The organism is Pedobacter hartonius (genome assembly GCF_900107535.1).
Classification (GTDB): domain Bacteria; phylum Bacteroidota; class Bacteroidia; order Sphingobacteriales; family Sphingobacteriaceae; genus Pedobacter; species Pedobacter hartonius.
In genome coordinates this window covers 224051-244170 of record NZ_FNRA01000008.1, presented here as the reverse complement: position 1 = coordinate 244170, position 20120 = coordinate 224051, and the positions used below count along the sequence as shown (strand labels likewise).

Here is a 20120-nt window from a genome sequence, read left to right as displayed (position 1 = left end):
CTTGAGACTTTTTATAGTTGCAGGACCAAATGGATCTGGCAAAAGTCTTTTCTCCAGCAAACTTACGGAATCGGACTATACAATCTTTGATGGAGATAAGCATCTAACCGAGTTTGCTAAAAAGTATCCGGAAACAGGAAGCGATGTGTTGTCGAATGCGGTCAACGAACAGGTTTTCAAAATAGAGAAGTTAAAAGCCATTGCTGAGCGGAAAAGCTACGCATTTGAGACAAACTTTAGTGCCTCCAATCCAATAGAAACCGCAAACGAGTTCCGCAATGCAGGATATGAGATACATCTTATTTTTATTGGTCTCAATTCAATTGAGGAATCCAATCCAGCACGTTGAGCAGAGGGTTAGGCTAGGAAGCCATAAAATGACTGAACCTTCCATACGCTATAATTATGAACATGGTTTCAAAAATCTCTATAAACACTTTCATGAATTCGATCCCGTTACTTTGTATGATAATGCAATTTCTGATATTGCCGAGCTTACCATTCCAAGTGAAATATTGTATATTGTGGAAGTTCAGCTACATCTTGAAATAAAGGACTATCCTGAATGGACGTCACCATTGCTGGCAAGATTATAATCGCTATTATGTATCAAATTATACTTATATTAGTATCATAGCATTGCAGCTATATTGTACTATGAAATTAGTGAGTAATTCATGAGTCACTAACTGAAAAAGCTTAATAAAACGTCATTTAAAGGCTGTTAGCCTACTTTCATAAAGACCCGTCCGGTCCGCAAGTTAGGTAGTAAAACATTCAAAAAGCCTTTAATCACACGATTAAGGGCTTTTTGATTTACGACCTCTCCGAAATATTCAATTTTTCTGGATCAATTTTAAATCAAACAGCTTTTATCACTTTATTTAATTGGCCTCTCCCTAAAAAAAACAGACTGCTAAAAAGTCGAAAAAATTCTGACAATTATTTAATTTGCGGAAACTTAGAAAAAGTGAGTTTACAGAGGCGCAGATTTCATTTGCACTGCAACGGGCAGAAACGGGAGTTTTGTATAGGAAGTATGCCGTCTCCAAAGCATTGGATAAATGGGTATATGAAAATCAATTCATATTTGATTTCTCCCGTCCAGGAAAACCCACAGATAATGCATATATTGCGTTTTTACTGGAAGGTTCCTCGATGAATGCATAAACACCGATTGTTCTTGTCAATGTAAGATGCAATAGAAAAAGCTGAAGCATGGGACAAAATATAATACCTTCAGACCACGTAGTTCCTTGGAGGATTAACGCCTCAGTAGATGTGGGAAAAAAGCCAATCAACGGCCTAATTTTTGAGTTTAGTGTGTCTTAAAATTGGGGAGGTCAATTTTAACTTAATATAATATGATTTATGAAATGCCCACACTTAATTGCAGCCATGTTGCTTTCCTGCGCCATATGTTCTGCAAAAAGTAATATAGAATCGATTCATTACACGGTATCTTTTCCTAATTTAGTCCATCATGAAGCTGAAATCATGATGACTATACCACAAGCCGGAACAGGCGTTTTGCGCGTAAGGATGAGCCGCTCATCGAGGGGCCGTTATAGTACACAGGAATTTGGTAAAAATATCTACAATGTAAAAGCATTTAATGCTGATGGTAGTATTGCTCCGATTCGGCAATTCGAAGGCGAAGTATATGAAATCTCCAAACATCAAAACATCGTCAAAATACAATATACCCTTTTCGGCAACCTTACAGATGGTTCTTATCTAAGTATAGACCCCAGTCATGTACATTTAAACATGCCGGCCTCCTTTATGTGGGTGGAAGGAGAAGACGACCGGCCGATAATCGTTGAATATAAAGACATTGTTAAGTATGGTTGGACAGTGAGCACTCAGATGCATGCTGAAACCTCAGGCGTTTATAGTGCTCGTAACCTGCAGTATTTCATGGACAGCCCAACCGAGCTGGCCGCACAAAAGGAGGCTAAGTGGCAAGTTAAAAACAGCGATGGCAAAATCGAAGAGTTTTATCTGAAAGTGCATAGCGATGATAACCAGGTAACGGTTGATCATTTTGCCGGAATGCTTAAGAAAGTTGTATTGGAAGCAAAGGCTGTATTCGGAGAATTACCGGCTTATGATTTTGGAAATTATACATTCATAAACGATAACTACCCTACTAATCGTCGCGATGGAATGGAACATCGCAATTCTGCCATAATTGTGAGAAACTTGTCCAAAATAGCGGGTAATGAACCAGGGATGATGATATCGTTTGCACATGAGTTTTTTCATAGTTGGAATGTTGAACGGATTCGTCCGAAGAGTTTGGAACCGTTCGACTTTGAACACGCTAATATGAGTAATGAACTGTGGTTTGCTGAGGGATTTACAGAGTATTACGGTAATCTTATTTTAGTAAGGTCAGGTTGCAAATCAGTTGATGAATTTAATATTGCCGTTTCTGAATCTGTAAATTCAGTTTTGAATATGCCTGCAGCATTAAAATACAGCCAATTACAAATGAGCCGATATGCGGTTTATGCTGATGACGGCAATTTTATGGATCCGACTAACAGGGATAACATGTTTACCGATTACTATCTGTATGGGGAAGCAACAGCTCTGGCGCTGGATTTAAGACTCAGAAAACAATTTAACCTTTCTCTTGACGACTATATGCGGGGGATATGGCTTAGCTATGGTAAAACCGAAAAACCATACACTGTTACTAATCTCCAGGATGCCCTTGCAAAAGTAACAGGCAGCCAGGATTTCGCGATAGACTTTTTTTCAAAATACATTAATGGTATAGAGAAAAATGATTATCGTAGCCTGCTTGCTGAAGTTGGCTTATCTTTAGTTAAAGCCAATCCTGGACAAGCGTGGTTAGGATCTATACCATCAAAGCCTATAGGCCTCGCTACTGGATTTACTGAAAATCCCAATGTAAAAGGGTTAGCCCTGCTCACATCTACGACAATCGGTACGCCTTTATATGAAGCTGGAATAGATGCGGGAGATGTTATCTTAAAAGCTGATAACAATTCCATTGAAAAGCTTTCAGATTTTGTCAGCATAATTAAAAATAGAAAACCTGGTGAATCAATTTCGATAACATTTACAAACCGAACCGGGAATTATGTTGCCAATGTTAAATTATCAGAAGATCCAGAACTTAAAATTGTGACTTATGAAACGGAAGGTAAGCAGCTTACCCCCAGTCAGAAAAAATTTAGAAGCAAGTGGCTTAACTCTAAAATAAAATAATCTTATTCCAGTCCCGTCCGTTCCGCATAACTAGTTGTAAAACATAAAAAACCTTTAGTTCTTTGATTAAAGGCTTTTTCAATGCACGGATTTTCCTGAAATATTCAATATTCTACTTCTCATTTTAACGGAGATGAGTGCATGAAGAGCTTGTTGTTATGGGTATGCAAATTATTACATGCCCATAACAATGGTTAAAAAACTAACTCGCTCTCAATGTCTTAAAGAATACGCTGATATCATCAGCAAATAACTTTGGTTCTTCCATGGCCGTAAAATGCCCTCCGCGAGCCATCACACTCCAACGAGATATATTCAAATACCTTTCAACCCAGCTTTTTTCAGGTACCAGAATGTCCTGGGGAAAAAGCGCGACAGCGATTGGGACTTTTATCTGATTCATTGGTGGTAAACCATGCGAGTTCTCATAGTAGAGTTGCGTAGAAGAGCCAATAGTATTTGTAACCCAATAGATCATTATATTGGTTAATAACTCATCCATACTAAATTTTTCTTCGAAATTTCCGTTATCCCCACTCCATGAACGAAATTTCTCTATGATCCAGGCTGCTAATCCAACTGGTGAATCAGAAAGCCCATATCCTAATGTCTGCGGCTTTGTGGATTGAATGGCCACATATCCACCTTCCAGACCCACCCATTGCCACGCAGCCGTTTTATATTCCAATTCTTCGGGAGAAAGATTAGTTTCATTGGAAGCGATTAAAAGCTCACCGACATCTGTCAGATGGATTCCAATCAGAAGTTCATGGTAATTTGATGCCAGATACCTCGTTACACCAGAACCAACATCACCTCCGGCTGCTGCAAATTTAGCGTAACCAAGTTTCTCAGTCATTAACTTTGCCCATAAGTCTGCGATCTTTGAGTTATTATATCCACTGCTTTCGGGAGCTGAAGAAAATCCAAATCCTGGCAGTGACGGAATAATTACATCGAAAGAATCATTGGGATCGCCACCAAAGCTTGCAGGGTCTGTGAGCAAAGGAATAATCTTCTTATACCGAATAAAACTATCTGGCCATCCGTGCGTAAGAATAACTGGTATTGGATTTGGCCCTTTTCCCCTAACGTGCACAAAGTGTATATCGATGTCATCCACCATACATGTAAACTGGGGATATTGATTTAAATCATTTTCCTGGGCACGCCAGTCATAATTATGCTGCCAGTAGGAGACAAGGGATTTTAAGTAATCTTTATTAGTGCCCCGTTCCCAGCCGGAGTCTATGATTTCATTTGGCCATCGCGAATTACCAAGCCTCGATTTTAAGTCGTCTACTACCTGATCGGAGATTTGGATTTGGAACTTTTTAACTGACATAATGATTATAGTTTTTTAATTTATCGAGGTATACGGTAATATTTTTCAATTAAAAAACGAAATATTATTAATGATATTATGGTCTATGTTTTTATGTAAAACATCTTTTGTTGAATTAATTAATCTTGTCCATGTCTTAATTTGCCAGATGGCAGATAAAAAAGCACCAACGATGCAGGGCATAACCATGCAGAGCAAATAAGTACACCAGGGTTAATTTTAATTTTTTAATTGAAAAATTCTAAAACCGGAAGTAATTATGCCGTACAATGTTTCTACTTTAAAGGCCCTAATTCGAAATCATCGGAGGGTTTTTCGGCAATACAATCAGGTTTACTGCGAAAGGGTTCAGTTCGGTGATCTCATTACTCACAAGAGACTTTGTTGCTTCGCGATCAGCTGATACACTGTCAATCCTGTATATAACCGCACCATTGCATTCGGCTGATAGCTTCATATTAACCGGCTTATTTCGTTTGTTAAGGATCAGCAATTTTTTAACCCCCCGGTCTATAAATGCCTGCGCCAGGATATCATCACCAGTATTGGCATCAATATCGGTTTTCACTAATTCAGTGCCGGGAGGGAGGTTGTCTTTTATTAATTTCAAGACCCAATAGCGTGCATTCGGCTGATTCGTCTGGTAATTGATTAATGATACATCCGGGAATTGTGTTGGAAATCCGACCAACTGCGATTCTCCTATAACATCAATCCCTAACTTTGTAAGTTCGATAAAGAAATATGCATATACACTGGCCGAGAGGTTCCAGTAAGTAGTTGGGATGGGTTGATTTCGCATTTCTTCGCTTACAAAAGTACCCAGTTCGTTAATATCTGTACGTGTGGCAGGGGCAACACGTTTTCGGATATTTTCAATATAACCAACAGTGTTGATGAAACTCTCTGCTTTATCGAAGACGGAATATTCATAAGCATCAAATTTTTGCTGGCTGTTCGCATTCGCGTAGCAATGATAGCTGATCCAGTCTAAAGGTATACCTGATTTGTGATTGGCCGGATTCAAAAAATACTCGAACCAGCCGGCTTTACCACCTGTGTAAGCTATGGCAAGACCCATGAACTGTGTACCGGGCAATATGGGCCTGAGGGCTGTAACCATGGCATCGTATATCCGGGTATACATTTGTACCGACATGCTGTGCTCGAGGTCCGGCTCATTTAATATTTCTAAATAGGGTATTTTATAATTATGGCCGGACTTGTGAAATTTTCCCAGCTCATCAACAAAGCCGCCTTTGGTGTACCAGCTGATCAACCTTACGTAATAGTCCGTCAACTCCTTCATGGTGGTGTCCCGCAGTTCACGCCCCCCGGCGTAACCCCAGGCAACCTGGTTCGGGTCTGCCGGATACTGTACTTTTTCGGGTGTTTTAAACATCCATTGGGGTATCGTGCTAAAGTTGAAAATAATTGAATGGCCTTTTGTGTATTCAAAAAAATCGGAAGTCATCGGATCAATCAAGGTGAAATCCCATGATGTTGAGGTCGAGGTTGGTGGCTCAAGTTCTGCCACAGCCAGTTTTGGATAAGGAAACCAGGGCACATAACGCACATAATCGGCGCCCAGGGCCCGTAGTGCATTTAATGATCCCTGACGCATCGGAGCCTGAGGGCGCAACATTGGGTTTCCTACAACCTGTAATGTAGCTGTAGATCTGGATATCATCAGCCGTTCACTCCAGGTCACATTTAAACGTGGTTGGCTTTTACAGAGAAGTGATGTCATAAGAAACATCAGCACGATCATTTTTTTCATCATGGTCCTTCATTTTAAATTTATATTTGGTATATCGGCGGAGGTAAACGCTTCCGTCGGTTAATAAATTTACTAAGGATTTCTGATGGGCTGGCAGCAGTATCAAAATGGAATGTTAATTTGTCAAAATGTCATTTTTATTAAATATGGAAGACCTTCAGCTCATCAGCGTTAAATACATAGGATATGTGGCTGAATGGGTTTAAACACAAAAGGCACCCGGAGGGTACATAAACAAAAAATCCGGTTAGCATAAGGCCAACCGGACGTTCAAAAATCTGACAATTTTCGCTGTTATTTAAAAAGTTCCTGCAAATCTCTGTCTGCAGTAGGTATTTTCTTTAGAAAGTCGTCGAAGCCGGTATTTTCCTGGGAGGTATACATGCCATAGGCATCCATAATATATCCGATCTGGCCATCCTTATCTTCAAGCAGATAAAGTACAGCATTGTCGGCAGGATCTGAATCCCCTTCAAAGCGGTATGTTTTTATGATAGTCAGATCTTCAGGATTATATATTTTATTGAGACCTGTGCCTTGCATTTTTCCATGGTCGGTCATCTTTATTTCGTTGTCTAAACCTTTTTGTCTTAGTTTTTCCAGAATCTGGCTAAGGGTAGTCATTTCTATTGGCTGTTCCATATAAAGATTGTTTTTACTATAAACAATACCATGGGTAAATGGTTTCGTTTTTTACTGCGGTAAATTATATTTCTTTATCAGACCAAGCAGTACCCCGTTTGTCCAGCCAAATCCATCCTGAGAAGCATATTCCCCTCCTCCGGCCAGCAGATGGATATCAACCACATTGTACTTCTCCATAAGCTTCCCTGTATTATGGTATACCTTTGTATTTAAGTTTACCCAGCGCGTAGCAATCGTCTTTCCCAGATCATGATAGCCATAGTTTTCGAGGCCAGTGACAGAGACCCATTGTAATGGAGCCCATCCGTTCGGTGCGTCCCACTGCTGATGGGTGTTATGCAGGGTAGTAGTCAGGCCTCCGGCCCTCAGAAATTTTTGTTCAAGCACAGTTTTTGCCAGCTCTGCCTGCTGCTGATCCGCCAGTTTGAAAAACAATGGGAACATGCCGGCCAGGCTGAGAACAGGTGACGGGCGTTTGGTTTTGCTGTTATAATCGGTATACCATTGGTCTGAGGCCGACCAAAAATACTTCCGGATACTTTGTCTCCGCTTTTCTGCAAGGCTCTTGTAGAGCTTCTCTTTTACGGTATCATGTTTATTCGCGTAACATTTCTGAAGAGTGTTTTCCAGGTGGTATAAAAGGCAGTTGAGATCTACAGGTATGATCTGGGTGGTTTGTATAGTTTTTAATTGTGTTCCGTCAGAAAACCATCTGCTGCTAAAGTCCCAGCCGCTTTCGGCTGCAGAGCGGATATCACGGTAAATCTCAGGGTTTTTGATTCCCAGCTGCCGCGCCGCTATGACATCTTCTTTGTATGATTCCTGCCTTGGCGTATTGAGCTGGTCGTAATACCGGTTCAGCAAGCTGCCGTCGGGCATCCTGACCACATGTTTGGTTGCTGCGGATTGGTCCATCCAGTAAGCGTACTCCTTTTCAAGCGCAGGCAGGTAAGTCAGGTATACCTCTTTGTTTTTGATTTGCGCAAGTAAGTCTACCATCAGCGAAAAAAACGGAGGCTGTGACCTGCTCAGGTAATAGTTTCTGTTCCCATTAGGAATGTGCCCGTACTGGTTAATCAGGTAGGCGAAGTTCCTGATCATATTCTCTATGGTTTCATTTTTGCCGGAAGCCTGCAGTCCAAGCATGGTGAAATAGCTATCCCAATAATAGATTTCTCTGAACCGGCCCCCGGGAACGATATAAGGATAGGGCAGGCTGAGCAGGCTGCTGTTTGCAGTTTTGTCTGACGGCACACGTTCCAATGCCGTCCAGAGGTCATTTACATGTGTAATGATAGGCTTGTTCGACGTGATTACTGCAGCAGCATTCGTATCCGGGACAATGAAGTTCTGCGCAACAAAGGTTTTGAGGTTAAATGCCTTTTTGTTTTTTTTCAAACGAAGGTAATCCTGAACAATTAATTTTGGATTTCTTTTGGGAACGCAGTCCACAAAGGTTTTGCCGTCCTTCAGTGCGTCCTGCATCTGGACATCAATAAATAGCTGCCCGTAAAGCTGGTCCGGGGTTTTTATCTGCTGGGCAGAGACTCCGCCAAGCTGAAGCCCTATAAAAAGTATGAATATGAATTTGCGCATTGTTCCTGGTTTGTACCTAATACTACAAAATTAAAACCGCTTTTTAAAAATAAGGAACAGTTTCTCCCTGTGATTTTTATCAGGTATTGTTCGTATATCGTTTTGTGGTAAACTATTTTTTCTGTAGGGTTGACGGAGGGAATAGGAAAAGGGTATTAGAACCGCCCTACAGGGATAATCCAACCATGTCTCAACGTCGGAGTTATGGAAAGCAATACACGAACAAAATAAAAAAAGGGACAGCAATATGAGCCATCCCTTCCAACAGAAGATATTCAGTCTGTATATCTTATAATGAAAATGCCGCTTTAACAGCGTCTACATGGTCTAACTTTTCCCAAGTGAACAATTCCACCTCAACGGATAATTCTTCACCGTTAGAGGCTTTAAATACCTTAGTTACCACCTCATTCTTTTTGCCAAAGTGCCCGTAAGCTGCGGTTTCTGAATAAATAGGATTACGTAATTTCAGACGGGTCTCGATGCCATAAGGGGTCATGTCAAAGATTTTTTCCACCTCTTTGGCAATTGCGCCATCAGTAAGGATTTTACCTTCAGCGTCCTTAACTTTTGCGGTTCCGTAAGTGTTTACGTAGATACCCATTGGCTGGGCAACGCCGATAGCATAGGAAACCTGAACCAGAACCTCGTCAGCCACACCGGCTGCAACAAGGTTTTTAGCGATGTGCCTTGTGGCATAGGCTGCGGAACGGTCAACCTTTGAAGGGTCTTTTCCGGAGAATGCACCACCACCATGGGCACCTTTGCCACCGTAGGTGTCAACAATGATCTTTCTTCCGGTTAAACCGGTATCACCATGCGGGCCACCGATCACGAATTTACCTGTAGGGTTGATATGGTATTTGATGTCTTTGTTAAACAAATGCGCGAATTGCGGATATTGGCTGGATACACGTGGAATAAGGATGTTGATGATATCTTCCTTAATTTTCTTCAGCATAGTCTGCTCTTCGTCGAAATCATCATGCTGCGTAGAAACAACGATAGAATCAATCCTTACAGGTTCGTTGTTATCATTGTATTCCAGCGTTACCTGAGATTTGGCATCAGGGCGCAAATATTTAATTTCGGTGTTCTCACGGCGTATTGCTGCCAGTTCGATCAGAATCTTATGTGCAAGATCAAGCGCCAGTGGCATGTAATTCTCAGTTTCCCTTGTTGCGTATCCGAACATCATTCCCTGGTCACCTGCGCCCTGGGTTGTTTTGTCCGCTTTGTCAACACCCTGATTGATATCAGGAGATTGTTCATGTATTGCAGATAATACACTGCATGAATTGCTGTCGAACATGTATTCACCTTTGGTATAACCAATTTTACTGATTACTTCCCTGGCGATCTTTTGTACATCTAGATATGCTTTTGATTTTACTTCGCCGGCCAGAAAAACCTGTCCGGTTGTTACCAGTGTTTCACAGGCAACCTTTGATTCCGGGTCAAATGCTAAAAAATTATCAATTAGTGCATCTGAAATTTGATCTGCTACTTTATCTGGATGACCCTCTGAAACAGATTCTGATGTAAATAAATATGACATTTTAAATAATTAATTTTATGATCAACAATTATATAAAATGGATAATGACCCTGAAAAACAGGCAGTAAAAGGAAGTGTAGAATGGTTAGCACTTTTTTTTACGTGGTTGCAATCCAGTTATGTACTCCATAACATCGCAAATCAGTCCACCTTAGGGATGCGAAATTACTATATATATTCAAATTAGTCAAAAAATATCAATTATTTTGTACTCGAATTAATTCATACCCTTTGGCAAAGTCGAACATTCTATTTATTATCAATCCTATATCCGGTGGTAAGGATAAACTAAAGATACCTGCTATAATTGATGCAAACCTGGACCGTTCCAAGTTTAACCCGAATTATAGTTTTACAGAATATGTGGGACATGCTGCTGAAATAGCAGAAGAAGCTGCAAACAAGAACTTTGATGTGATTGTGGCTGTAGGTGGCGATGGTACGATCAATGAGATTGCAACAAAGGTCATGCAGCAGCAAAAGATCCTGGGGATCATTCCTTTCGGATCAGGAAACGGGCTGGCAAGATTTCTAAAGATACCAATGAACACCGCTAAATCAATTCAGGTCATCAACGGCCTGAATGTAGCAAAGATCGATACGGGTACTTTCAATGATAAGTTTTTCTTTAATATGGCAGGAATGGGATTTGATGCGCATATCAGTTCCGTTTTTGTAGGCAACAAGAAAAGAGGGTTGTCAGGCTATCTTAAACTTGGCTTCAAGGAAATGATTAACTATAAACCAGAAACCTATCATCTGCTGATAGACGGAAAGGGTTACACGCGTAAGGCCTTTGTGGTCAGCGTAGCCAATTCTTCACAATATGGAAATAATGCGCATGTTTCGCCCAGGGCTTCGGTAACGGATGGCCTGCTCGATGTCTGCATTATTAAATCCTTTCCTTTGTATAAGATCCCCTTGCTGGCCTATCATATGTTAAATGCAAGTACAGACGAGTCGGATATGGTAGAGATCATCCGGGGGAAGGATATCCGTATCACCAGAGTGGAAGATGCGGCGATACATATTGATGGGGAGCCTTTTTTTATGGGACGTGATATTGCAGTATCTGTCTCACCGTTATCATTAAATGTAATTGTACCTGCTGAAGCCGGTATGACCATATAAAAATATAAGAAATGAGTAATCCTAAGAAAAAGTCACTGAGCGATCTTGGCGGGATCATGTATTCTACCGATCCCTCATTTAACTATGAAAACGAACAGGAAGCCACTGAGGAGAGCATCGCCAATAACCAGCAGGACCTGAGAGTAATGCTGGACCGGAAGAACAGGGGCGGAAAAGCGGTAACGCTGATCACCGGATATCGCGGTAATACCGCCGGACTGGAAACCTTATCCAAAATGCTGAAGACCAAATGTGGAGTAGGGGGCGCAGCAAAGGATGGTGAGATCATTATACAGGGAGATTTCAGGGATAAAGTAGTTCTGATTTTACAAAAAGAGGGATTTAAAGTAAAAAAATCAGGCGGTTAAATTTAGGTTTAATACTCTGATTAACAGATGTTTGATTGTTAGTGTAAATGCTACAATATTAAAAATTTTCATTTGAAATGATAATTTTTCAATAAATATCTCCTTAGCTTTGCCATACCAAATATTCTTGTTATGAACAAAGTTTTAATGCCCGTGCCGGACCTTTCATGGCTGGATCTGGGTACTGAGCATGCATTGTATCAGCTGAGTGTAGCTCAACTGATAGAAGAAGCTATCAAAAACGGAGAGGGCACTCTTACATCTGCAGGGGCTTTAGCAATAGATACCGGGAAATTTACCGGGCGCTCTCCCAAAGACAGGTTTATTGTGATGGATGATATTACGCGTGACACCGTGTGGTGGGGCGATGTGAACATTCGCTTCAGTCCTGCAGATTTTGACGTCCTGCTCAGGAAGGTCTGTTTACACCTGAATAAGAATAAATTTTACGTCAGGGACGCCAGTGCCTGTGCAGATGAAAACTACCGGATCGGGTTGAGGGTCATCACGGAAACTGCCTATCAGAATCTCTTTGCCAATCATCTGTTCTTAAGGCCGGAAGAAGATGAGGTGGTCGGGCATCCGGAATGGACTATCATTGCGGCGCCAGATTTCCAGGCAGATCCTGCTGTTGACGGAACAAGACAGGCAAATTTTTCCATTCTGAATTTTTCAAGAAAGATCATACTGATAGGGGGAACAGGTTATACGGGTGAAATCAAAAAAGGCATATTCTCTGTGCTCAATTTTATCCTTCCTCAGCAACACCAGACCTTATCTATGCACTGTTCGGCCAATGTGGGGAAAGCGGGTGACACAGCGATCTTCTTTGGCTTGTCCGGCACGGGGAAAACAACCTTATCTGCAGATCCTGAGAGAAGCCTGATCGGGGATGACGAACATGGATGGGGCCAGGATACCGTTTTCAATTTTGAAGGAGGCTGTTACGCAAAATGTGTTGACCTTACTCCTGAAAGAGAGCCTGAGATCTATGGCGCGGTTAAATTCGGGTCATTACTGGAGAATATCAATTATTTCCCGGGTACGCGCACTGTAGATTATTCAAATATTGAAAAGACAGAAAATACACGGGTAGCCTATCCGATAGATTATATCAGCAACGCTGTGGTTCCTTCCATAGCAGCAGTACCAAAAAATATATTTTTCCTTACAGCCGATGCATTTGGCGTTTTGCCTCCGCTGTCAAAATTAACAAGGGGGCAGGCCATGTTCCATTTTATATCCGGTTATACGGCTAAGGTAGCTGGCACGGAGGCGGGGGTTACAGAGCCTCAGGTAACGTTCTCGGCCTGTTTTGGTAAAGCCTTCCTTCCGCTGCATCCGGCAAAATATGCGGCGCTGCTGGGAGAGAAGATGGAGCGTCACCAGGTAAACGTCTGGCTGGTGAATACCGGCTGGAGCGGCGGTGCTTACGGAGAAGGGCAGCGGATGAAACTGAGCCATACGAGGGCATTGATCGCGGCAGTGCTGGAAGGCAAAATGGAATCCGTAAAATTTACGGAACATCCTGTTTTCGGATTGCTGATGCCGAAAGCCTGTCCGGATGTGCCGTCAGAAATTTTAAATCCCCGAAATACCTGGGCAGATAAAAATAAATATGATCTGAAAACAAATGAACTTGCTAAAGCGTTTATTGAAAATTTCGGACAGTTTGGGGAGTTCATTACTGGGGAAATGTGGGAATCAATCCCGAAAGTTGTGGAAAACACGTTTTAAATCATTTTTTTTAGGGAAAAATTTGCATTTCAATTTTTTTTTAGTTTTCATTGTGAAAGATTGTCTCCCAAACGAGGCAATCTTTTTTAATATACACTACTGCAAAGAGAATTTAGTTGCAAATAATCTATTTTGGCTGATAACAATAATTTAATTTGGAATTTAAATCAAAGTTATAAATTTGTTATTACAACATTTGATTCTGTTCGTCGTTGTGTGTATTACGGAATAATAAATCTAAATTTAAAAAATTTAAAAAAACAAAGTACTAAAAACTCAAAAACTAAAAAAAAATGGCAAACGCACCAAAACCAACAACAGTTAAACAAGAAGGCTCTTCATCAGCTTCAAATCTATTCGCTACATTAACTATCCCTATTTGTATTATTATCGGAATCCTCCTTTACAAATTTGTCCTGGGAGACGCAAACAACTTCATCGATAATAACGTTGAAAATCTTCCTAAAACTGGTAATTATGCTGGTATGGCTTACAAAGGTGGGGTTATCGTTCCAATCTTAATGGGTATGCTTTTGATGGTAATCGTATTCTCAGTGGAACGTTTTATCGTTATCGGAAAAGCAACAGGTACATCAGGTCTGGATGCTTTTGTTAAAAAAGTACAAGCACTTTTAAATTCAAATAATATCGAAGCTGCTATCGCAGAATGCGATAAACAAAAAGGTTCGGTAGCTAACGTAATCAAATCTGGTCTGAAAAAATACCGTGAAATGGAAGTTGAAGCTAACATGGACACTGACCAGAAATGTTTAGCTATCCAGAAAGATATCGAAGAAGCTACTACTTTGGAAATGCCAATGTTAGAGCAAAACTTAACTGTAATCGCAACTTTAGTATCAGTAGGTACTTTGATGGGACTATTAGGAACAGTAACAGGTATGATTAAAGCTTTCGGTGGTTTAGGTGCAGCTGGTTCTCCGGATTCAGCAGCGTTGGCAACTGGTATCTCTGAGGCCCTGATCAATACAGCAACTGGTATCGGTACTTCAACTACAGCGATTATCATGTATAACATCCTGACTTCAAAAATTGATAAATTAACTTATGCAATTGATGAAGCTGGTTTTAGCATCATCCAAACTTATGCTTCTACGCATAAATAGAAAATAATGTTATTTTTTTTACCGGCTTTATGGAAAACCGGAAGAATAAACATCATTATATAAAACATAAGTAATTTTAAAATTATGGCAAGAGCAAAAGTTGCAAGAAAAAGTACCTCGATTGATATGACTGCCATGTGCGACGTGTCTTTCCTGTTACTTACTTACTTCATTTTATCAGCAACTGCAAAACAACCGGATCCCCTGGATGTGAAAGTTCCATCCTCCACCTATAAGCTTAAAGTTCCTGAGAAGGACATCGCTATTTTGACAATAGGAAGCGGTAAAGTGTTTTTTGAGACTGCAGGTCCTGACATCAGGGCAGCAACTCTGGACAAAATGGGAGAACAGTACAAGATCAGTTTTACACCGGAAGAGAGAAAACGTTTTGCCGTAGTAGCATCTTTTGGTGTTCCAATGCAGAACCTGAAAAAGTTTATCGCTATGGATGCCGGTGAAAGAAAAAAATCCGGTATTGAAACTGGTATCCCTGCAGATTCAGTGGACAATCAGCTTTCTCTCTGGATCCTGAATGCACGTAAATCCGTTGCTGAGCTGCACTCTGAAGGAATGCGCGTAAGTATCAAAGGTGATGCTGGTGAAGATTATCCTGCGGTTAAAAAGATCGTTGATATTCTTCAGAAACAAAAAATTAATAAATTTAGTTTAATCACTACTGCTGAAGGCGGTAACTAACTAATACTAACATGGCAGAATTAGATACCTCCAGCGGGAGTGGCAAAAAAGGAGGAGGAAAGGTCAGGAGTAAGAAAGCTTCTACGAAAGTAGATTTAACCGCAATGGTTGATTTGGCCTTCCTGCTGATTACCTTCTTTATGTTGACCACCACCCTGAGTAAACCACAGGCGATGGATATTGCCAAGCCGGATAAGGACGAGAAGAATGAACAGAAGCTTGAATTAAGGGCCTCTCAGACGATGACTATTTTATTAGGTAAAAATAATAAAGTTGCATGGTACATGGGAGAAGCTGGTAAGACGGCACCTGAGATTCAGAACTTCAGTCAGATCAGGCAGACTATCCTGGACAACAAAAAGAAAGTAAAAGAATCCACTGGTAAAGACATCGTAATGGTGATCAAACCTACCTCTGGTGCGAATTATAAAAACTTTGTTGATATCATGGATGAATTATTGATCACAGGCATTAAAACTGCTCCTGCGATTGATGATGAGAATATCCTTGATAATGAAAAAACTTTCATGAAACAACAGGGAATTTTATAATACTATTATTAACATTTTAAATAACAAGCAATGTTCGGTTCTAAAATAGATTTATTTGACAAGGAATGGCTTGATGTTGTATTCGCTAAAAAGAACAAATCTTACGGAGCTTATGAGCTGCGCAAGAATAACGGAACAAATACGACCAAGGCATTATTTTTGGCATCGGCAGTATTCATATTTCTTTTTATCCTTCCTAAGATTATTGATTTGATCAAAGGACAGATGCCAGAAGAGGAAATAGTGAAACAAACTGAAGTTGTCATGGCTCCACCTCCACCCGTGGATCCTAAAACACCTCCGCCGCCACCGGTTGAGCCACCGCCACCAAAAACGGATCAGATTAAGTTCCCTCCTCCGATTGTAAAACCGGATAATGAGGTACGTGATGAAGATCCGCCACAGGTTGAACAGTTGAAAGCCGCTGACCCTGGACAAAAAACTATCGAAGGTGATCCTGGTGCGGACATCGTTGTAGTTGGTCCGGTTGGAGAAGGCCCTAAACAAGCTGCGGTTGTAGAAGATACTAAAGTTTATGACTTTGTGAGTATCGAAACCCAGCCAGGCTTCCCTGGAGGTATGGATAAATTTTATGCTTACTTAGGTAAAGCAATAAGATATCCTCCTATGGCGCAGGAAAACAATATCCAGGGTAAAGTATTCTGTTCTTTCGTAGTAGAGAAAGACGGCCGCCTGACTGATATTAAAGTAGAGCGTAAATTAGGTGGTGGTACAGATGAAGAAGCTGTCAGAGTATTAAAGGCAAGTCCGAAATGGACCCCAGGTATTCAGAATGGTAAGCCGGTTAGGGTAAAATATAACATCCCTATCAGCTTTACATTATCTAACTAGTAATATAATGTTCGACTTCAATACATTTAAACAGAAATCGCCTCAACAGCGGTTTCTGTTCATTTTAGGGCTAGTGATGTTCGCCATGTATCTGGTGCTCGGAGTGGCCCTGATATTCTGGAAAGACATTCCCTTTGATATCAAACCAACATACCGCATTTTATTTGGTGTGTTGCTGATCGTCTATGCAGGGATAAGATTTTTTCGGTTAATCAACCAAAAAGACAATTAACATGAATAAGCTATTTTTTCTGCTCCCCTTAGTTCTGTTTGTGGCATGTAAACCGAAAGCTAAAAAAGAGGCTGTTGAAGAAACGCGTACGTCCGGAACCGTGAAGCTGATCGTGGACGAAAGTTTTTCTTCAGTTCTTGCAGATCAGATAGACGTATTCAGAGTGGATTATCCTGATACAAAATTTGACCTGATCGAGGGTAATGAAAATAAAATCCTGCCGGCCTTTCTGAAGGATAGCGTAAGGGCTGCAATTTTATCCAGGACATTGACTCCTGAAGAACAGAAAGCATTTACCAAACGTGATGTGCGGATATCTACATCAAGATTTGCCATTGATGGCATCGCGCTGATTACAGGAAATGATAACCCTGACTCTACGATCACGGCTGATGAAGTGATTTCCATGATGAAAGGAAATAATCCAGGCGGGGTAAATTTAGTTTTTGATAATGCCAATTCAAGTACGCTCCGTTATTTCAAGGAGCTTGCGCAGGTAAATGTGATTCCCAAAACCGGAATTTATACGTTAAATACCAATAATGACGTTATCAAATACGTTGCAGAACATAAAAATTATATCGGAATAGTGGGTGTGAACTGGCTGCTCAACGGGCACAGGGATAGTTTCGATTTTACCTCCCAGGTTAAATTACTTGGCGTTCGTAATGTAAAAGGAAAAAAGGGGGACGATGATTTCTATAAACCTACCCAAAAGAATTTAATCAATGGTGTTTATCCTTTTCTAAGGAATATTTATATCATTAAGGCCGAAGTAAAAAATGATTTAGGCACGGGTTTTGCCAACTGGTTAGTGAGCCAGAGAGGCCAGCTTATTGTTCTTAAATCCGGGCTCGGCCCAAATACGATGAACTCAAGAGACATTAATATAAAGAGTGAAAATTAAATATTATATTGAGCCCGGATTGGCAAAGTTTATAATTTAATATTACTGCCGGCTTATGAAGGCTAATGATGAACCGGTAAAGCCTGCACAGGTAGTTCAAGGCTTTATCGTTGATAAGAATACCAAAGAGGAAAACTTGAATAAATATTGAAAACAAACAACGAACAGATGAAAATGACAAAGAAAGCAATAACCTTAAGTTTAGGTTTAGTAGTGATGGGTTCTGCCTCTTTTGCTCAAAATTTAAATGACGCAAAGAAAGCGATTGATGCAGAACAGTATGCGAAAGCTACGTCAATGCTAAAATCACTGGTAAGTTCACAAGCCGGTAAAGGAGAGAACTATTTTAGTTTAGGAGATGTATATCTGCAAAATGATTATGTTGATTCTGCAAAAGCAGTTTTCAATAAAGGAATAACTGCCGATCCTAAATATGCGTTGAACTATGTTGGTTTAGGTAAAGCTGAACTTGCAGCCAATAACCCAACAGGTGCAAAGGCAGATTTTGATAAGGCACTCGCAGCTGCATCTAAAAAAGATTACCTTCCATATATGTACATTGGAAAAGCTTACGTTGATCAGGATAAGCCTGATTTCGCTGCTGCTTTACCAATGCTGCAAAAAGCAGATGAGTTAGATGCTGCTGATAAAGACCCTGAAACATTTGTAGCTTTAGGTGATTTCTATGCTGCTCAGAAAAAGAACTCTGAAGCATTAAGTAACTACTTACGTGCATTGAATATGAACGAAGGTCTTTTAAGGGCTAAAGTTCAGATCGGAAGGATGTACAAAGAATCAAGGGCATTTCCTGAATCTGAAAGCCAGTTAAAAGAAGTGATTGCTGCTGATCCTAACTATGGCCCGGCTTACCGTGAGATCGCTGAGTTATATATGCAATGGGCTAACTTTGAACCTGCGAACTTTGCAGCCAAATCAACCGATGCAATCACCAACTACAAAAAATACCTGGATCTTACTGATAAATCTTTTGATGCAAGATTACGTTATGCACAGTTCTTATACTATGCTAAGGATTTCAAAACATTAGAGACTGAAACTGCTGACCTGGCCAAACTATACCCAAACAACCAGAAAGCTCTTGTTATTCAGCGTTTACAGGCTTATTCAGCTGCTGAAAACAAAAACCCTGAGAGTTTGAAACTGTTGACTGATTTCTTTGCTAAAAATCCCGATACATCCCGTTTAATTGCTGCCGATTACCTTTATTTAGGTAAAGCACAGTTATTGGCCAATCAGGACAGTTTAGCCTTGATCAGCATTACTAAAGCAGTGGAAAAAGATTCCACTAACGTAGAAGCTTTAGAAGATGTAGGTAAAGCGTTATATGGTAACAAAAAGTACGCTCAGGCTGCTGATGTTTACAAAAACGCGATCAAATTAAATCCAAATGGTAAAGGTTCATTGACCAACTATTACTATTTAGGTTCTGCGAACTATTATAACTATGCAATCGCTGACCAGGCAAAACAAAATCCGGACAAAAAGCTCTTAGTTGAAGCAGATTCTGCATTGGCCTTCATCAACAGAACTGCTCCTGAGTTTACACTGGCCTATATTACAAGAGGTCGTGTAGCACGTTACATGGATGATCAGGCTAACCCTAAAGGTTTAGTGATTCCGTTCTATGAGCAATACATTGACCTTGTTACGGTTAAAAAACCTGAACTGGCTACAGCGCCTGCGGAAAAAAGGAACATCCTTGAGGCTTATACCAACTTAGGTTATGCTTATGCGGCTACAGATAAAGCAAAAGCAACAGATATGTTTAACAAAGCTTTAGCTATTGATCCTGCAAATGCAAATGCAGCTGCCGGATTAAAACAACTGACTGCACCGGCACCAAAAGCTGCTCCTAAAGCAGGTGCTAAAAAGAAATAAACATTATAAATAATAGAATTTGAAAAGGCAGGGTTGATATCCTGCCTTTTTCTATTACTTTTGTATCCAAATTCAATTTTATATGGAAACCCAAAGTCTCCCTTCAGATTTTTTACCAATTATTTTTCAGGTCATTGTGGCCTTGGGATTTGTTGTCGTTACCTTGATTGCTACCCATTATTTAGGTCCTGCGCGCAAGACAAGTGACAAACTGGGTACTTTTGAAGCCGGAGTTAAAGTGGTGGGTAATGCACGCCAGCCGTTTTCCATCAAGTATTTTCTGGTGGCCATCCTTTTCGTTTTGTTTGACGTGGAGGTGATTTTTATGTATCCTTGGGCAGTAAATTTCAGAGATCTGGGATGGTCCGGCCTGATTGAGATGTTCATATTTATGGCAACACTTTTATTGGGCTTTATTTACATCCTGAAAAAGAAAGCACTGGATTGGAACTAATC

Annotated in this window: 19 protein-coding genes and 1 pseudogene; 15 read left to right on the top strand and 5 right to left on the bottom strand. The window is 40.5% G+C overall.

The genetic code is table 11. From position 1 onward, the window contains the following. The first annotated feature begins 1 nt into the window (after nucleotide 1). The 4 genes and pseudogenes from BLW16_RS15285 (at nucleotide 2) to BLW16_RS15270 (ending at nucleotide 3243) form a co-directional block, all read left to right on the top strand. Nucleotides 2-349, top strand: coding sequence for a zeta toxin family protein (locus BLW16_RS15285; RefSeq protein ID WP_090558166.1), 348 nt, complete (start codon nucleotides 2-4; stop codon nucleotides 347-349). 28 nt (nucleotides 350-377) lie between these two features. Then, a complete protein-coding gene (locus BLW16_RS15280) occupies nucleotides 378-596 on the top strand; it encodes a hypothetical protein (protein ID WP_090558163.1) in 219 nt (72 codons plus the stop codon). A gap of 448 nt (nucleotides 597-1044) precedes the next feature. Then, a pseudogene (locus BLW16_RS24045) lies at nucleotides 1045-1268 on the top strand (integrase core domain-containing protein); the annotation flags it as partial. 103 nt (nucleotides 1269-1371) lie between these two features. Next, a complete protein-coding gene (locus BLW16_RS15270) occupies nucleotides 1372-3243 on the top strand; it encodes a M61 family metallopeptidase (RefSeq protein WP_090558159.1) in 1872 nt (623 codons plus the stop codon). A gap of 202 nt (nucleotides 3244-3445) precedes the next feature. Here the strand turns inward: BLW16_RS15270 and BLW16_RS15265 are convergent, their stop codons facing one another. The 5 genes from BLW16_RS15265 to metK form a co-directional block, all read right to left on the bottom strand. After that, nucleotides 3446-4588, bottom strand: coding sequence for an epoxide hydrolase family protein (locus tag BLW16_RS15265; RefSeq protein WP_090558157.1), 1143 nt, complete (start codon nucleotides 4586-4588; stop codon nucleotides 3446-3448). A gap of 289 nt (nucleotides 4589-4877) precedes the next feature. Then, nucleotides 4878-6371 (bottom strand): glycoside hydrolase family protein, encoded by a 1494-nt coding sequence (locus tag BLW16_RS15260; RefSeq protein WP_217631578.1) that lies wholly within the window; start codon nucleotides 6369-6371, stop codon nucleotides 4878-4880. A gap of 291 nt (nucleotides 6372-6662) precedes the next feature. After that, the gene (locus tag BLW16_RS15255) at nucleotides 6663-7010 is read right to left on the bottom strand and encodes a hypothetical protein (protein WP_090558154.1); all 348 of its coding nucleotides are present in this window, start codon (nucleotides 7008-7010) and stop codon (nucleotides 6663-6665) included. Nucleotides 7011-7061: 51 nt separating this feature from the next. Continuing rightward, complete coding sequence (gene treF, locus BLW16_RS15250) at nucleotides 7062-8609, bottom strand: alpha,alpha-trehalase TreF (protein ID WP_090558152.1); 1548 nt, start codon at nucleotides 8607-8609, stop codon at nucleotides 7062-7064. A gap of 289 nt (nucleotides 8610-8898) precedes the next feature. Further along, a complete protein-coding gene (gene metK / locus BLW16_RS15245) occupies nucleotides 8899-10167 on the bottom strand; it encodes a methionine adenosyltransferase (protein ID WP_090558150.1) in 1269 nt (422 codons plus the stop codon). A 231-nt stretch (nucleotides 10168-10398) separates the two neighbouring features. On the opposite strand from metK, the gene BLW16_RS15240 reads away from it, so the two are divergent. The 11 genes from BLW16_RS15240 (at nucleotide 10399) to BLW16_RS15190 (ending at nucleotide 20118) form a co-directional block, all read left to right on the top strand. Further along, entirely contained in the window at nucleotides 10399-11298 is a 900-nt protein-coding gene (locus BLW16_RS15240; protein WP_090558148.1) for a diacylglycerol/lipid kinase family protein, read from the top strand. A gap of 11 nt (nucleotides 11299-11309) precedes the next feature. Beyond that, entirely contained in the window at nucleotides 11310-11666 is a 357-nt protein-coding gene (locus BLW16_RS15235) for a translation initiation factor (RefSeq protein WP_090558145.1), read from the top strand. A 132-nt stretch (nucleotides 11667-11798) separates the two neighbouring features. Then, nucleotides 11799-13403 (top strand): phosphoenolpyruvate carboxykinase (ATP), encoded by a 1605-nt coding sequence (pckA, locus tag BLW16_RS15230; RefSeq protein WP_090558143.1) that lies wholly within the window; start codon nucleotides 11799-11801, stop codon nucleotides 13401-13403. Nucleotides 13404-13696: 293 nt separating this feature from the next. Further along, complete coding sequence (locus BLW16_RS15225; RefSeq protein ID WP_090558140.1) at nucleotides 13697-14527, top strand: MotA/TolQ/ExbB proton channel family protein; 831 nt, start codon at nucleotides 13697-13699, stop codon at nucleotides 14525-14527. An 84-nt stretch (nucleotides 14528-14611) separates the two neighbouring features. Then, entirely contained in the window at nucleotides 14612-15223 is a 612-nt protein-coding gene (locus BLW16_RS15220) for an ExbD/TolR family protein (protein ID WP_090558137.1), read from the top strand. A gap of 11 nt (nucleotides 15224-15234) precedes the next feature. Next, nucleotides 15235-15774 (top strand): ExbD/TolR family protein, encoded by a 540-nt coding sequence (locus BLW16_RS15215; protein ID WP_090558134.1) that lies wholly within the window; start codon nucleotides 15235-15237, stop codon nucleotides 15772-15774. A gap of 30 nt (nucleotides 15775-15804) precedes the next feature. Further along, entirely contained in the window at nucleotides 15805-16626 is an 822-nt protein-coding gene (locus BLW16_RS15210; protein WP_090558132.1) for an energy transducer TonB, read from the top strand. A 7-nt stretch (nucleotides 16627-16633) separates the two neighbouring features. Next, a complete protein-coding gene (locus BLW16_RS15205; RefSeq protein WP_090558130.1) occupies nucleotides 16634-16858 on the top strand; it encodes a hypothetical protein in 225 nt (74 codons plus the stop codon). Between the two features lies 1 nt (nucleotide 16859). Beyond that, nucleotides 16860-17765, top strand: a complete 906-nt coding sequence (locus BLW16_RS15200; protein ID WP_090558128.1) for a substrate-binding domain-containing protein — start codon at nucleotides 16860-16862, stop codon at nucleotides 17763-17765. Between the two features lie 174 nt (nucleotides 17766-17939). Further along, nucleotides 17940-19664 carry a tetratricopeptide repeat protein gene (locus BLW16_RS15195; protein ID WP_245735303.1) on the top strand — a complete coding sequence of 575 codons (1725 nt, stop codon included), beginning with the start codon at nucleotides 17940-17942 and terminating at the stop codon, nucleotides 19662-19664. 82 nt (nucleotides 19665-19746) lie between these two features. Further along, entirely contained in the window at nucleotides 19747-20118 is a 372-nt protein-coding gene (locus BLW16_RS15190; RefSeq protein ID WP_090558127.1) for an NADH-quinone oxidoreductase subunit A, read from the top strand. Nucleotides 20119-20120 lie beyond the last annotated feature (2 nt).

Bases quoted from the DNA above. Each gene is read 5' to 3' on its own strand.
- BLW16_RS15280 (WP_090558163.1), top strand. From the start codon at position 378: ATGACTGAACCTTCCATACGCTATAATTATGAACATGGTTTCAAAAAT.
- BLW16_RS15270 (WP_090558159.1), top strand. From the start codon at position 1,372: ATGAAATGCCCACACTTAATTGCAGCCATGTTGCTTTCCTGCGCCATA.
- BLW16_RS15265 (WP_090558157.1), bottom strand. From the start codon at position 4,588: ATGTCAGTTAAAAAGTTCCAAATCCAAATCTCCGATCAGGTAGTAGAC.
- BLW16_RS15260 (WP_217631578.1), bottom strand. From the start codon at position 6,371: ATGATGAAAAAAATGATCGTGCTGATGTTTCTTATGACATCACTTCTC.
- BLW16_RS15255 (WP_090558154.1), bottom strand. From the start codon at position 7,010: ATGGAACAGCCAATAGAAATGACTACCCTTAGCCAGATTCTGGAAAAA.
- treF (WP_090558152.1), bottom strand. From the start codon at position 8,609: ATGCGCAAATTCATATTCATACTTTTTATAGGGCTTCAGCTTGGCGGA.
- metK (WP_090558150.1), bottom strand. From the start codon at position 10,167: ATGTCATATTTATTTACATCAGAATCTGTTTCAGAGGGTCATCCAGAT.
- BLW16_RS15235 (WP_090558145.1), top strand. From the start codon at position 11,310: ATGAGTAATCCTAAGAAAAAGTCACTGAGCGATCTTGGCGGGATCATG.
- pckA (WP_090558143.1), top strand. From the start codon at position 11,799: ATGAACAAAGTTTTAATGCCCGTGCCGGACCTTTCATGGCTGGATCTG.
- BLW16_RS15225 (WP_090558140.1), top strand. From the start codon at position 13,697: ATGGCAAACGCACCAAAACCAACAACAGTTAAACAAGAAGGCTCTTCA.
- BLW16_RS15220 (WP_090558137.1), top strand. From the start codon at position 14,612: ATGGCAAGAGCAAAAGTTGCAAGAAAAAGTACCTCGATTGATATGACT.
- BLW16_RS15215 (WP_090558134.1), top strand. From the start codon at position 15,235: ATGGCAGAATTAGATACCTCCAGCGGGAGTGGCAAAAAAGGAGGAGGA.
- BLW16_RS15210 (WP_090558132.1), top strand. From the start codon at position 15,805: ATGTTCGGTTCTAAAATAGATTTATTTGACAAGGAATGGCTTGATGTT.
- BLW16_RS15205 (WP_090558130.1), top strand. From the start codon at position 16,634: ATGTTCGACTTCAATACATTTAAACAGAAATCGCCTCAACAGCGGTTT.
- BLW16_RS15200 (WP_090558128.1), top strand. From the start codon at position 16,860: ATGAATAAGCTATTTTTTCTGCTCCCCTTAGTTCTGTTTGTGGCATGT.
- BLW16_RS15195 (WP_245735303.1), top strand. From the start codon at position 17,940: ATGACAAAGAAAGCAATAACCTTAAGTTTAGGTTTAGTAGTGATGGGT.
- BLW16_RS15190 (WP_090558127.1), top strand. From the start codon at position 19,747: ATGGAAACCCAAAGTCTCCCTTCAGATTTTTTACCAATTATTTTTCAG.